The organism is Thiohalobacter sp., assembly GCF_027000115.1.
Taxonomy (GTDB): Bacteria; Pseudomonadota; Gammaproteobacteria; order Thiohalobacterales; family Thiohalobacteraceae; genus JALTON01.
Map to the genome: position 1 here is coordinate 19,653 of NZ_JALTON010000059.1, position 13,167 is coordinate 32,819.

Genomic DNA, 13,167 nt, shown 5'->3' on the forward strand with positions numbered 1-13,167 from the left:
GCCAGGAAGACTGCAGTGGGAGAGAGGGGAACGATGGGCAAGAACGTGGTGGTGATCGGCACCCAGTGGGGTGACGAGGGCAAGGGCAAGATCGTCGATCTGCTCACCGAACGGGCCGCGGCGGTGGTTCGCTTCCAGGGCGGACACAATGCCGGACATACGCTGGTGATAGACGGCGAAAAGACGGTGCTGCATCTCATCCCCTCGGGCGTGCTGCGCGAGAACGTCGAGTGCCTGATCGGCAACGGCGTGGTGCTTTCACCGACTGCCCTCATCGAGGAAATCGAGATGCTGGAAGCGCGGGGCGTACCGGCCCGTGAGCGGTTGCGCGTCTCCGAGGCCTGCACCCTCATCCTTCCCTACCATGTCGCGCTCGATCATGCCCGCGAGAAGGCCCGCGGCAAAAAGGCCATCGGGACCACCGGGCGGGGCATCGGGCCGGCCTACGAGGACAAGATTTCCCGCCGCGGATTGAAACTCGGCGAGATCTTCCAGCGTGAGCGACTGGCGGCCCGGCTGGGTGAGGTGATGGACTATCATAACTTCGTGCTGCAGAACTATTTCAAGTGCGACCCGGTGGACTTCCAGCAGGTGCTCGACGAAACCCTGGCCATGGCCGATACCCTCGAACCGCTAATCGGCGATGTGCCCGAGATCCTCGATCGACATCGCCGTGCCGGCAACGACATCATGTTCGAGGGTGCGCAGGGTGCGCTGCTGGACATCGATCACGGTACCTATCCCTTCGTGACCTCCTCCAATACCACCGCGGGCGGTGCCTGCACCGGCAGCGGTGTCGGGCCCTGCAGCATCGACTACGTGCTGGGCATCACCAAGGCCTACACAACCCGTGTCGGTGCCGGCCCCTTCCCCACCGAACTCTACGACGGCAATGAGCTCCAGGACGCGGTAGGGGCGCACCTGGCCAGGGTCGGGCACGAGTTCGGCTCCACCACCGGTCGTCCGCGCCGCTGTGGCTGGTTCGATGCCGTGGCGCTGCGTCGCGCCAACCAGATCAACAGCGTGACCGGCCTGTGCATCACCAAGCTCGACGTGCTGGACGGGCTGGACACCATCCGCCTGTGCGTGGGCTACCGCAGCCAGGGTCGGGAACTGCAGACACTGCCGGTCGGTGCCGAGGCGCTGGCCAGCTGCGAACCCATCTACGAGGATCTGCCCGGGTGGAAGGATTCCACCGTGGGAGTGCGCGAGTATGACCGGCTTCCGGCCAATGCGCGCGCCTACCTGAAACGCATCGAGGAGGTGACCGATGTGCCGGTGGACATCATTTCCACCGGGCCTGACCGCAACGACAACATCATCCTGCGCCATCCGTTCGGCGACTGAGGCGGGAAAGAAAAAGGGCCGATGTCTTTCGACATCGGCCCTTCGGGAACTGGTGCCGAGGAGAGGACTTGAACCTCCACGGGGTTACCCCCACTAGCACCTGAAGCTAGCGCGTCTACCAATTCCGCCACCTCGGCATGCCAGGCCGGTCGCCCGCCCTGGAAGCCGCGCACTTTACCCGGCGCTCACGGGCTTGTCAATCCGCCCGCGAATGCCGAACGGAACGCCGAATACAAGGGAAAAGACCCGACATGACACGCAAGAAAAAGGGCAGCGGATCCGCCGGCAAGCGTCGCCGCGATCCCCATGCCGCCCGCGAGGCCGCCAGGTACGAACGGCCCATTCCCAGCCGCGAGTTGATCCTCGAGGTGCTCAAGGAGCAAGGCGAGCCCCTGCACGCCGACGCGCTGGCCCGCCTCCTGGGACTGAAGCATCCGGACGAACTCGAGGCCCTGCAGCGTCGCCTGCGGGCCATGACACGCGATGGCCAGATCGTGCGCAACCGGCGCGAGGGCTATGCACCGATCGACAAGCTGGACCTGGTCCGTGGCCGGGTGATCGCCCATCCCGATGGTTTCGGCTTTCTGGTTCCCGACGAGGGCGGTGACGACCTGTTCCTGTCGCCGCGCGAGATGCGCAGCCTGTTCCACGGCGATCGCATCGTGGCCCGCATCATTGGCAGGGACTATCGCGGGCGCAAGGAAGGCGCCGTCGTCGAGATCCTGGAGCGCAACACCCAGCGGGTAGTCGGGCGTTTCCATGCCGAAAACGGGGTGCAGTTCGTGCAGCCCGACCACAAGCGCATCCCCCATGACATCCAGATTCCGCCGGGTGCCGAGGGCGATGCACGCGACGGCCAGATCGTCACCGTGGAGATCGTCGAGCAGCCCGGTTACCGCAATCCGCCCATCGGCCGCGTGGTCGAGGTACTGGGTGATCACATGGCCCCGGGCATGGAGATCGATGTCGCCATCCGTGCCCACGACCTGCCGCTGGAATGGCCGGAGGCAGTCGAGCAGGAAGTCGCCGGCCTTGGCGAGAAGGTGCCGCCCGCGGCCAAGCGCGGACGCGTCGATCTTCGCGAGACCCCGCTGGTGACCATCGACGGGGTGGATTCTCGCGATTTCGACGATGCCGTCTACTGCGAGGCCAAGCCCAAGGGATGGCGGCTGCTGGTCGCCATCGCCGATGTCTCGCACTACGTGCAGCCGGGCACTGCACTGGACCGGGAGGCCGAGTCGCGCGGCAATTCGGTTTACTTCCCGCAGCGCGTCATCCCCATGCTGCCGGAAATTCTTTCCAATGGCCTGTGTTCGCTCAACCCCCAGGTCGATCGGCTGTGCATGGTGGCCGAGCTCTACATCGATCGCGAAGGCAACATCCGCCGTTCCCGCTTCTTCGAGGGCCTGATGAAGTCCCACGCGCGGCTGACCTATGACGAGGTCGCCGCCATGCTGGTCGACCGGGATCCGGTCACCCGCAAGCGTTATCGCAAGCTGCTGCCGCATCTGGAGGAATTGCATCGGCTCTACAAGGTCCTGCACAAGGCGCGCGAGGCGCGCGGTGCCATCGATTTCGATACCACCGAAACACGCATCGAATTCGGGCCTGATCGCAAGATCGATCGCATCGTGCCGGTGGAGCGCAACGATGCCCATCGGCTGATCGAGGAATGCATGATTGCAGCGAACGTGGCCGCAGCGCGTTTCCTCGCGCGCCACAAGCTGCCAACCCTGTATCGGGTCCACGAGGGTCCCACGGCCGAGAAGCTGACGGCCCTGCGTGAGTTCCTGGGCGAACTCGGGCTCAAGCTTGGTGGTGGGGACCGCCCCGAGGCGCACGATTACGCGAAGCTGCTCAAGGCCATCAAGGGCCGTCCCGACGCCCACCTGATCCAGACCGTCATGCTTCGCTCCCTGTCCCAGGCGGTGTACACGCCCAGCAATCATGGCCATTTCGGTCTGGCATTGCCCCAGTATCTCCACTTCACTTCGCCCATCCGCCGCTATCCCGACCTGCTGGTGCATCGCGGCATCCGTCATGTGCTGCGCAATGCCAACCGCAAGCGCAAGCAGGCCTTCCCCTACAGCGAGGCCGACATGGATGGTATGGGGGCCCACTGTTCCATGACCGAGCGGCGCGCCGACGAGGCGACCCGCGACGCCGTGGACTGGCTGAAGTGCGAATACATGCTGGACAAGGTGGGCGAGGTCTACGACGGCATCATCGCCGGTGTGACCTCGTTCGGGATTTTCGTCGAGCTGCAGGGTATCTTCATCGAGGGCCTGGTGCACGTCACCGCGCTGAAGAACGACTACTATCACTTCGACCCCTCCCATCACCGGCTGGTGGGCGAACGCAGCGGCCGGACCTACCGGCTCGGCGATCCGATCGAGGTGAAGGTGGTGCGGGTGGATCTGGACGAGCGCAAGATCGACCTGGCGCTGCCGGACGAGGCCGGCGAGGAAGCGCCTTCCCGCAGCAGCCGGCGCTCGCGGCGTCGTGGCAAGCGCGGCGGCAAGACACGGAATGAGGCCGCGGCCAGCGGCGGCAGGCAGCAGGACAAGGGTGCCGCCGGCAAGGGCAGCGAACCGAAGCAGGACGACAAGGCGCCCGAGAAGGGCCGCGGCCGGTCCCGCCGGCGGGGCGGTCGGCGTTCCGGTCGCGGACGCAACAGGAGGACGGACTGATGACGCAGACAGGAAGAACCCTGGTTTCCCTCCTGGTCGTGGCGGCCCTCGGGGGCTGCGCGGCCGACGACCCCAACCGCCGCGCCAAGACGGGCGCCGCGGTAGGTGCCGTGGTGGGTGCCATCATCGGCCATCAGATCGACGATGACAGCGGGCGTTTCGTCGGCGCGGCAGTGGGCGCCGTTGCCGGCGGCCTGGTCGGCAACTACATGGACCGGCAGCAGCAGGAGTTTGAACGAGCGCTGGAAGAGGAACGGCGCAGGAACCAGATCGAGATCGAGCGGCTCAAGGACGAGAGCCTCAAGATCGACATCTCCAGCGAGGTGTCCTTCGACTTCGACAGTGCCGCCATCAAGCCTGCCTTTCGTCCCACCCTGGACAAGGTGGCGGAGATCCTGCGGCGCTACGACCGCACCATCGTGCATGTGGTGGGCCACACCGACAGCGTCGGGGACGCGGACTACAACCAGCGGCTCTCCGAGCGCCGGGCCCGGGCCGTGGTCGACTATCTGGTATCGCGGGGCGTGCCGCGCGAGCGCCTGCGGGCGGAAGGCCGCGGCGAACGGGAACCCCGCGCCAGCAACGACACCGAGGCCGGTCGCCAGCTCAATCGCAGGGTCGAGCTGTTCGTCAAGCCCATCGTCGAGGGCCAGGAGCAGCGTGCCTACGAATCGCCGGGTCCAGCGCGCTGGAATCCCTGATTCGGCCGCATCGGTGAGCAGGACGAGCGTACGCGTCGGCGGGCTGCACGCAGTCGCCTCACTGCTGGCCCGCGACAGTACGCGAGTCCGCCGGCTGTGGGTGCGCGCCGGTCGCGAGGATGACCGGTTGGCGGCGCTGCTGGCGATGGCGGAGTCTACCGGAATCCCGGTTGAACGCGTGGCGCGCGAGCGGCTGGATTCGCTGGCCGGCCTGACCTCCCATCAGGGGGTGGTGGCCGAGCTGGCGCCGGCCCCGCCCCGGGGCGAGGCCGAACTTGAGGCTTGTCTCGATGCCCTGGCCAAACCGCCACTGCTGCTGATCCTTGACGGGGTGCAGGACCCCCACAATCTGGGGGCCTGCCTGCGCACCGCCGACGCCGCGGGCGTGGACGCCGTCATCGTCCCGAAGGACCGCTCGGCGGGCCTGACTGCGGTGGTTCGCAAGGTTGCCAGCGGGGCGGCCGAGGTGGTGCCGCTGTTCCAGGTGACCAATCTCGCACGTTGCCTGCGGGCGCTGCGCGACCGCGGCATCTGGCTGTACGGGGCGGCGGGGGAGGCCGAGCAGAGCCTGTACCGGACCGACCTGACCGGGCCGCTGGGCCTGGTTCTGGGCAGCGAGGGCAAGGGCTTGCGGCGCCTGACCCGGGAACACTGCGACGCCCTCGTGCGCATCCCGCTGTTCGGCAGCGTCGCCAGCCTCAATGTCTCGGTGGCGGCCGGGGTGCTGCTGTTCGAGGCGCGCCGGCAGCGTTCCCCCGACATTTGATCTCGGCTCGCTAATTCAGTAGCATACCGCGCTCTTCGTCCCCGGTTCCGCCGGCGGGCGAGTCTCCTTGCCACACCGCGCTGACGGGTGGCTGATGTAAACCGTAGGGAGCACACAATGCGTCATTACGAAATCGTGTTCCTGGTCCATCCGGACCAGAGTGAACAGGTGCCCGCCATGATCGAACGCTACCGTTCGACCATCGAGGGCTCCGGCGGCAGGATCCACCGTCTCGAGGACTGGGGTCGCCGCCAGCTTGCCTATCCCATCCAGAAGGTCCACAAGGCCCACTACGTGCTGATGAACGTGGAGTGCGACCAGGCCGCGCTCGACGAGCTGACCTCCGCCTTCCGTTTCAACGACGCCGTGCTGCGCAATCTGGTGATTGCAAGGGACGAGGCCATCACCGAGCCCTCGCCGCTGGCGAAGCGCGACGAGAGCAAGGACCGGGACGGCGAGAGTGCGAGCGAGTCCACCGAGGACAAGAAGGCAGCCTCCAGCGAGGATGCCGCCTGAGCGCAGCCATCGGCATGCGCAACCGCACCGAGCTGGAAGGCTGGCTGGTTGCGCCCCCGGAGGTCAGGTACACCCCCGCCGGCATCCCCATTGCGCGCTTCCTGCTGGAACACCGCTCCACCCAGACCGAGGCCGCGCACCCGGTGGAAATCCGGGCCAGGATGCGGGTGGTGGCGGCCGGCCGGGCCCTGCAGGACAGGCTGGCCGGCCTCGAAACAGGCAGTCGCCTGAGGGTGCGGGGCTTTCTGGCACAGCCGAGCCGGCGCTCCGGGCCGGTGACCATCGAACTGCACGCCGACTGCATCGAGCGGGTGGCGGAGCAGCAGGACACGGAATCGAATTGAAGAGGTAACAGACCATGGCTCGTTTCTTTCGTCGCAGAAAGTACTGCCGTTTCACCGCCGAGGGCGTCAAGGAGATCGACTACAAGGATCTCGCGACGCTGAAGAACTACATCACCGAGACCGGCAAGATCGTGCCCAGCCGCATCACCGGCACCAGCGCGCGCTACCAGCGCCAGCTGGCCACGGCGATCAAGCGCGCGCGCTACCTGGCCCTGCTGCCCTACTGCGACGCCCACTGAGGCAGTCGGCCGGGGCAACCCGGCGGGTTCGAGTCGAGCATGCGCGCCCTTGCCGCCTTCGTGATGGGCGGATGGCTGTCTGCCGTTCTGGTGGTGGCCGGCATGACGGTGCTGGCGCTGCTGCTGCCGCCGCTGACCTCGCCGCTGGCCTATGCAGGGGGTGGCGGACTGGCGTTGGTGACCCTGAGGCGGGGACCGGGCGCCGGGGCCGGGGTGCTGACCGGTGCTGCCGTATTGCTGGGGCTGGCCAGCCAGTTGCTGGCCGGCTCCATGGTCCCCGGACTGGCCGCGGGGCTGGTGCTCTGGGTGCCGGTGTGGCTGGCCGCGGGCGTGCTGCGGACGACCATTGCCTGGCCGCTGACGCTGCTGGCCGTGGTGGCGATGGGCATTGCGCTGATCGCGCTGATGCACCTGGCGCTGGGTGACCCGGCCGGATGGTGGGCGGCGCGCATGCAGGCGCTGGCCGAGCGTCTGCCGGATCAGGGCCTGGCCCTCGCCGAGGTCGTTCCGGCGCTGAGTCGCTGGATGACGGCAGTCATGGCCGCGGCGCTGGCGGTGGGCGTGGTCGCCAGCCTGCTGCTCGGCCGCTGGTGGCAGTCGCTGCTGTACAACCCCGGCGGCTTCGGGCGCGAGTTCCGTGCCCTGCAGATGGGGCGGGGCTACGGCCTGGTGGTGCTGTTGCTGGTCCTGGCGGGCGCCCTGCTGGGCGGCGCGCCGGGGCGGCTGAGCGCCGATCTGGCGCTGGTGGCCGCGGTGCCGCTGCTGTTTCAGGGCATCGCTGTGGTCCACGGGCTGGTGGTCGCGCGCGGCATGCACCGGGGCTGGCTGGTCGCGCTGTATGTGCTGTTGCTGGTGGCCGAGCCGCATGCGGCGATGCTGGCCACCCTGCTCGGATGGCTGGACACCGGCCTGCGGTTTCGCGGGCGCATGCCGGATGCCGGCGCATCCTGAATTCGAGAAACACTGAGATCGAGGTAACCATCATGGAAGTCATTCTGCTGGAGAAGGTCGCGAATCTGGGCAACCTGGGCGACAAGGTCAAGGTCCGGCCCGGTTACGGCCGCAATTTTCTGATCCCCCAGGGCAAGGCCACGCCGGCCACGCCCGAGAACGTGGCCAGGTTCGAGGCCCGTCGCGCCGAGCTGGAGAAGGCCGCCGCCGAAGCGCTGGCCGCCGCGGAGGCCCGCCGCGACGCGCTGGAAGGCTTTGCCGTGGAGATCGCCGCCAAGGCCGGTGACGAGGGCAAGCTGTTCGGCTCCGTCGGCACCAGCGACATTGCGCGCGCACTCACCGAGGCCGGTCATCCGGTCGAGCGCCACGAGGTGCGGCTGCCGGAGGGTCCCTTCCGCACCACGGGGGAATTCGACGTCCAGTTACACCTGCACACCGACGTCGAAGCGACCGTCAAGCTGACCATCGTCGCCGAATAACAAGCACTTGATCGCGGCTTCCTGATGCGCGCCGGTGACCGGCTTGTCGGTCACCGGCGCGCTTGTGTATGCTCCCGGAAACCCCCGATGACCGTTCCCGATCGAGTATCCGCGATGCATGAATCCGTCCAGCCGGCGGCGACCCTGACCCCCGCCGACAACCTGAAGGTCCCGCCGCACTCGATCCCCGCGGAACAGGCCGTGCTCGGCGGGCTGATGCTGGACAACGAGGCCTGGGACCGCATCGCCGACCGCGTCACCGAGCAGGACTTCTATCGCCGCGACCACCGGCTGATCTTCCGCGCCGTCGCCGACCTGGCCGAGCAGGGCAAGCCCTTCGATGCCGTGACCCTGTCGCAGGAGCTGGAACGACGCGCCGAACTGGCCGAGGCCGGGGGGCTGGCCTATCTGGGCGAGCTGGCCAAGAACACGCCCAGCGCCGCCAACATCTCCGCCTACGCCGACATCGTGCGCGAGCACTCGGTGCTGCGCCAGCTGATCCGGGTGGGGACCGACATCGCCAATTCCGCCTACCAGCCCGACGGCCGCAAGCCGGAAGAATTGCTGGATCTCGCCGAACAGCAGGTATTCCGCATTGCTGAACAGGGCAAGCAGGGCAAGCAGGGTTTCGTACCCATCAAGGAACTGCTGACGCGCACCGTCGACCGCATCGATCACCTGTTCCAGCTCGACAATCCCATCACCGGGGTGCCCACCGGTTTCAGGGACATCGACGAAATGACCGCGGGTCTGCAGCCTTCCGACCTGGTCATCATTGCCGGGCGGCCCTCCATGGGCAAGACCACTTTTGCCATGAACATCGCCGAACATGCCGCCATCAAGGGACGGACGGCGACCGCCGTGTTCAGCATGGAAATGCCCGGCGAGCAGTTGGCCATGCGCCTGATGTCCTCGCTGGGCCGTATCGACCAGCACAAGGTGCGCACCGGCAAGCTCGAGGACGACGACTGGCCGCGGCTGACCTCGGCAGTCAGTATCCTCGCCGAGGCCCCGCTGTTCATCGACGACACCCCGGCGCTCACGCCCACCGAACTGCGCGCCCGTGCCCGCCGCCTCAAGCGCGAGCACGATCTCGGCCTGATCGTCATCGACTACCTGCAGCTCATGCAGGCGCCCGGCGCCGGCGACAACCGCGCCCAGGAGATCTCCGAGATCTCGCGCGGCCTGAAGGCGCTGGCCAAGGAACTGCACGTGCCGGTGATCGCCCTGTCGCAGCTCAACCGCAGCCTCGAACAGCGGCCGAACAAGCGCCCGGTGATGTCGGACCTGCGCGAATCGGGCGCCATCGAGCAGGACGCGGACATGATCGTATTCATCTACCGCGACGAGGTCTACAACGAGGACAGCCCCGACAAGGGCACCGCCGAAATCATCATCGGCAAGCAGCGCAACGGCCCCATCGGTATGCGCCGTCTCACCTTCCTCGGCAAGTACACCCGCTTCGAGAACTTCGTCTCCGACGGATTCAGCGACGAGGCCTACTGATGTCGCGTCCCGCGCGGGCGTGCATCGACCTTGCGGCCCTGGCTCACAATCTCGATCGAGTGCGCCGGGCGGCTCCGGACAGCCGCATCATGGCGGTGGTCAAGGCGGATGCCTACGGCCACGGCCTGGTCGACGTGGCACACGCACTGGGCGAAGCCGGCGCCGACGGTTTCGGAGTCGCCTCGGTCGGCGAGGCGCGGCTTTTGCGCGAGGCCGGCCTCGAACAGCCGGTGAGTCTGCTGTCCGGCCTGTTCTCTGCGGACGAACTGGAATCTGCCGCTCGTTACCATCTGCGGCCGGTGATACACAGCGACCACCAGGTCGAGTGGCTGGCTCGGGCGCGTCTTGATCGCCCCCTCGATATCTGGTTGAAGGTCGACAGCGGCATGCATCGACTCGGATTCGCCCCGGAACGGACGGCGGAAGTGCATGCGCGTCTGCGTGCCTGTCGCGCGGTCAGTGCCATCGGTTTCATGTCGCACCTGGCGCGCGCCGACGAGCGCGGCGCACCGCACACCCTGCGTCAATTGGAAAGCTTCCTGGCCGCGACCGACAGTCTTGAAGGCGAGCGTTCGCTGGCCAACTCTGGCGGCGTGCTGGGCTGGCCGGACACGCATCTCGACTGGGTGCGGCCCGGTCTCATGCTCTACGGTATCACGCCCTTTGTTTCCGGCAGCGCCACCGAACACGGATTGCGTGCGGTGATGACCTTCGAAACTGCCCTGGTTGCCGTCAGGCGCTGCCGGCGCGGCGAGGCCATCGGTTACGGTGGGGCCTGGGTATGTCCCGAGGACATGCCCGTGGGCGTTGCGGCGGTCGGATACGGCGATGGCTATCCGCGCCATGCCCCATCCGGCACGCCGGTGCTGGTCAACGGCAGGCGTGCCACGCTGGTCGGGCGGGTATCGATGGACCTGCTCTGCATCGATCTGCGTGAAACGCCGGACGCCCGGCCCGGAGATCCCGTCATCCTGTGGAGTGAGGGCCTGCCGGTCGAAGACATCGCGAAGCGTGCCGAGACCATTCCCTACCAGCTCGTCTGTGGTCTTTCCGCCCGGGTGGCACGACGGTTCTCGGGTTAATGGCAGTCCGCCATCGCATCCAGGCCGCCAGCCCCCTTTCCCCCACTGAAAATCGCTCATGTCCGGGTAGCGCCCGCCCTTGCCAAGCCTTGGGGATCCCGGCGACCAGGGCACGTCAGCCGGTGTGCCGATACATCCTGAACGAAAGCAGCAGGGCGCTCTCCTACTGAGCACGGGGCCGGGAAACCGGTATCATCGGCATCGGTCACACAGGATCCGGTTGCCCATATGTCATCGTCGCTCCGCGTCTCATGAAGGACCCATCCGGCAACACAGCCATGTCAGGGCTGGCGGTGGCACTCTGCCTGATGGCTGTTTTCTTTTCCACCGCTCCCGCCGCGCAGGAGATGACTCCGCCGAGGCAACTGACCTTCGGTTTCCTGCCCATCGTCAGCACGGAACGGCTGGTGCGCCGCTTCGGCCCGCTGGTGGACTATCTCTCCCGGTCTCTCGGGCGGCTGGTGCGCATGGAAACGGCGCCGGACTTCGAGACCTTCCTGCGTCGCACCCAGCATGAAAGGCGCTATGACTTGCTGTTCACGGCCCCCCATTTCTACTATCTGGCCCGGCGGCAGGCAGGCTACCGCGCCCTGGTGCGGGTGGACCGGCCCGGGATGCGCGCAGTCATCGTCGCACCGCGGACAGGGCCGCTGAGGACGCTCGCCGACCTGCGCGGCCGCCGGCTGGCCACCGTGGATCCACTGGCGCTCGCCACCATGCTGGTGCGTGCGCGGCTGCAAGAAGCCGGGCTGGATCCGGACCGGGATCTCGTGCTGGTGCCGACGCCCAGCCACAATGCCTCGCTGCTCAGCGCCCTGCAGGGACAAGCAGAGGCCGCCTCGCTCATGCTGCCGCTCTTCGAACAGGCCGCGCCCGGGCTGCGCGCCTCCCTGCGCGTCCTGGCCAATACCGGCGTCAGCCCGCACATGCCCATCAGCGTGGCCCCCTGGGTACAACCCGAACTCGCGGCCCGCATTCGCGAGCTGTTGCTCGGACTGCGGGAGACTCCCGAGGGCCGGGCGCTGCTCAAACATCTGAACTGGCCTGGCCTCACGACCGTGGCGTCCGGCAGCTACGAGGGGCTGGCCTGGGCGGCGCCGGCACTGGACACCGCCCTGGGGGATGGTGCGCCATGAACGGTGTCAAGCCCTGGCGCTCGCTGCGGGTGCGACTGATCGCCAGCGTGGTGCTGGTGGAGGTCGTCATGCTGTCGTTGCTGGTATGGCACAACCTCGGCGTCATCCGCGAGGCCCATGCCGACCGCCTGCACGACACCGCCACCAGCATGCTGCAACAGATCACGGCGACGGCTGGCAGCTATCTGGTGGAAGTGGACTATGCCAGCCTGGAGGAATACCTGCGCAACATCGCCCGCCATCCGGAACTGGCCTACCTGGTGATCATGGACCGGGATGGGCGCATTGCGCTCAGCCAGGGGGAACCGCCCGCCGGACCGGCGCCCCTGCCCGATGTCCACCCGCTTGCGGCCGATGACGGACGCTACGATGTGCAGGCGGACATCGTGTTCGGCGGCCGTCCGATGGGCCGGGTGTTGATGGGGTTGTCGCTTGCCCAGATGGAGCAGGCCATCGCCGACGCCCGCGACCGCAGCATCGCCATCGCGGGGGCGGAAATCGTGCTGAGCATCCTGGTGACCGTGCTCATCGGGGTCCACCTCACCCGCCGCCTGGGCCGTCTGGCGCGGGCGGCCCAGCGCGTGGGCGCGGGTGACTACGACACCGAGGTGCCCACCGGCCCGGCCGACGAGGTGGGCATGACGGCCTCTGCCTTCAACCGCATGGTCAAGGAAATCTCGCAACGCACCCGCCGCCTGCAGGAGGCGCTGGCCCGGGAGCGGGTCATCGAGGAAACGGCCATCGACGGCATGATCACCTATGGCCGCGACACCCGCATCCGCTCTGCCAATCCCGCCATGCCCGACCTGTTCGGTTTCGACGAGGACAGGCTGGCCGGACAGCCGGCCTCCATGCTGCTCGATGGCGACCCGGACCCCGGCTTCTGGACCCGGCCCACAGGGCGGCGACGGGAAGCCAGGGGCCGGCGCCGCGACGGCAGCGTCTTCCCGCTGGAGGTCTATGTGGGCCGGGTGGAGATCCACGGCGAACCGCTCTACGCGGCCACCCTGCACGACATCACCGAGCGCAAGCGGGCCGAAACCGAGTGCAAGACCCTGCTGGAGGGCAACCGTTTCCTGATCCACAAATCGCTGGCCGTGCAGGAGGAAGAACGCCGCCACCTGGCCCGCGAACTGCACGATGAGCTGGGACAGTGCATGACCGCTATCCAGGCCGACGCCGAACTCATCCGCGAAACGGCCGGGCGCGACAATCCCCGCGTGGCCGCCAGCGCCGAGGCCATCCTGGACATTTCCTCGAGGATGTACGATGCCGTCCACGCCATGATGCGCCGGCTCAGGCCCACGGTACTGGACGATCTGGGCCTGGTGGCGGCGCATCATGGCGTGGACGGCATCGTACATCCTCGAGGAAATGTCCAGGATGGCCTCGGCGCTGGCGGCCACGCGG

The 13,167-nt window shown here is 67.5% G+C and carries 13 protein-coding genes and 1 tRNA gene; 13 read left to right on the forward strand and 1 reads right to left on the reverse strand.

The annotated features are described in order from the left end of the window. The first annotated feature begins 33 nt into the window (after window positions 1–33). Window positions 34–1,347 (forward strand): adenylosuccinate synthase, encoded by a 1,314-nt coding sequence (locus MVF76_RS12260; protein WP_297529544.1) that lies wholly within the window; start codon window positions 34–36, stop codon window positions 1,345–1,347. Window positions 1,348–1,397: 50 nt separating this feature from the next. Here the strand turns inward: MVF76_RS12260 and MVF76_RS12265 are convergent. Continuing rightward, a tRNA-Leu gene (locus MVF76_RS12265) sits at window positions 1,398–1,484 on the reverse strand. A 114-nt stretch (window positions 1,485–1,598) separates the two neighbouring features. Between MVF76_RS12265 and rnr the strand changes: the two genes are divergently transcribed. The 12 genes from rnr to MVF76_RS12325 all read left to right on the forward strand — a co-directional run. Further along, window positions 1,599–4,037: a ribonuclease R gene (rnr, locus tag MVF76_RS12270; RefSeq protein WP_297529546.1), complete on the forward strand. Its 2,439-nt coding sequence runs from the start codon at window positions 1,599–1,601 to the stop codon at window positions 4,035–4,037. Next, a complete protein-coding gene (locus MVF76_RS12275; RefSeq protein ID WP_297529548.1) occupies window positions 4,037–4,738 on the forward strand; it encodes an OmpA family protein in 702 nt (233 codons plus the stop codon). The genes rnr and MVF76_RS12275 overlap by 1 nt, the downstream gene beginning before the upstream one ends. A gap of 13 nt (window positions 4,739–4,751) precedes the next feature. Further along, complete coding sequence (rlmB, locus tag MVF76_RS12280) at window positions 4,752–5,504, forward strand: 23S rRNA (guanosine(2251)-2'-O)-methyltransferase RlmB (RefSeq protein WP_297529550.1); 753 nt, start codon at window positions 4,752–4,754, stop codon at window positions 5,502–5,504. A gap of 117 nt (window positions 5,505–5,621) precedes the next feature. Next, complete coding sequence (rpsF, locus tag MVF76_RS12285) at window positions 5,622–6,020, forward strand: 30S ribosomal protein S6 (protein WP_297529552.1); 399 nt, start codon at window positions 5,622–5,624, stop codon at window positions 6,018–6,020. 14 nt (window positions 6,021–6,034) lie between these two features. Beyond that, window positions 6,035–6,364 (forward strand): primosomal replication protein N, encoded by a 330-nt coding sequence (priB, locus tag MVF76_RS12290; RefSeq protein ID WP_297529554.1) that lies wholly within the window; start codon window positions 6,035–6,037, stop codon window positions 6,362–6,364. 14 nt (window positions 6,365–6,378) lie between these two features. Next, complete coding sequence (gene rpsR / locus MVF76_RS12295; protein WP_297529556.1) at window positions 6,379–6,603, forward strand: 30S ribosomal protein S18; 225 nt, start codon at window positions 6,379–6,381, stop codon at window positions 6,601–6,603. A gap of 39 nt (window positions 6,604–6,642) precedes the next feature. Then, window positions 6,643–7,554: a hypothetical protein gene (locus MVF76_RS12300; protein ID WP_297529558.1), complete on the forward strand. Its 912-nt coding sequence runs from the start codon at window positions 6,643–6,645 to the stop codon at window positions 7,552–7,554. A 32-nt stretch (window positions 7,555–7,586) separates the two neighbouring features. After that, entirely contained in the window at window positions 7,587–8,033 is a 447-nt protein-coding gene (gene rplI, locus MVF76_RS12305; RefSeq protein ID WP_297529560.1) for a 50S ribosomal protein L9, read from the forward strand. Between the two features lie 114 nt (window positions 8,034–8,147). Next, the gene (gene dnaB, locus MVF76_RS12310) at window positions 8,148–9,539 is read left to right on the forward strand and encodes a replicative DNA helicase (protein ID WP_317622965.1); all 1,392 of its coding nucleotides are present in this window, start codon (window positions 8,148–8,150) and stop codon (window positions 9,537–9,539) included. After that, window positions 9,539–10,621, forward strand: a complete 1,083-nt coding sequence (gene alr / locus MVF76_RS12315) for an alanine racemase (protein WP_297529562.1) — start codon at window positions 9,539–9,541, stop codon at window positions 10,619–10,621. The genes dnaB and alr overlap by 1 nt, the downstream gene beginning before the upstream one ends. Window positions 10,622–10,899: 278 nt before the next feature. Next, a complete protein-coding gene (locus MVF76_RS12320; protein ID WP_297529564.1) occupies window positions 10,900–11,757 on the forward strand; it encodes a phosphate/phosphite/phosphonate ABC transporter substrate-binding protein in 858 nt (285 codons plus the stop codon). Beyond that, on the forward strand, window positions 11,754–13,167 hold a 1,414-nt coding region (locus MVF76_RS12325), incomplete at its 3' end, for a PAS domain S-box protein (protein ID WP_297529566.1). The genes MVF76_RS12320 and MVF76_RS12325, both read left to right, overlap by 4 nt.

What these genes read in the sequence shown, in the direction of transcription:
- MVF76_RS12260 (WP_297529544.1), top strand. Translation starts at nt 34, where the DNA reads ATGGGCAAGAACGTGGTGGTGATCGGCACCCAGTGGGGTGACGAGGGC.
- rnr (WP_297529546.1), top strand. Translation starts at nt 1,599, where the DNA reads ATGACACGCAAGAAAAAGGGCAGCGGATCCGCCGGCAAGCGTCGCCGC.
- MVF76_RS12275 (WP_297529548.1), top strand. Translation starts at nt 4,037, where the DNA reads ATGACGCAGACAGGAAGAACCCTGGTTTCCCTCCTGGTCGTGGCGGCC.
- rpsF (WP_297529552.1), top strand. Translation starts at nt 5,622, where the DNA reads ATGCGTCATTACGAAATCGTGTTCCTGGTCCATCCGGACCAGAGTGAA.
- priB (WP_297529554.1), top strand. Translation starts at nt 6,035, where the DNA reads ATGCGCAACCGCACCGAGCTGGAAGGCTGGCTGGTTGCGCCCCCGGAG.
- rpsR (WP_297529556.1), top strand. Translation starts at nt 6,379, where the DNA reads ATGGCTCGTTTCTTTCGTCGCAGAAAGTACTGCCGTTTCACCGCCGAG.
- MVF76_RS12300 (WP_297529558.1), top strand. Translation starts at nt 6,643, where the DNA reads ATGCGCGCCCTTGCCGCCTTCGTGATGGGCGGATGGCTGTCTGCCGTT.
- rplI (WP_297529560.1), top strand. Translation starts at nt 7,587, where the DNA reads ATGGAAGTCATTCTGCTGGAGAAGGTCGCGAATCTGGGCAACCTGGGC.
- dnaB (WP_317622965.1), top strand. Translation starts at nt 8,148, where the DNA reads ATGCATGAATCCGTCCAGCCGGCGGCGACCCTGACCCCCGCCGACAAC.
- alr (WP_297529562.1), top strand. Translation starts at nt 9,539, where the DNA reads ATGTCGCGTCCCGCGCGGGCGTGCATCGACCTTGCGGCCCTGGCTCAC.
- MVF76_RS12320 (WP_297529564.1), top strand. Translation starts at nt 10,900, where the DNA reads ATGTCAGGGCTGGCGGTGGCACTCTGCCTGATGGCTGTTTTCTTTTCC.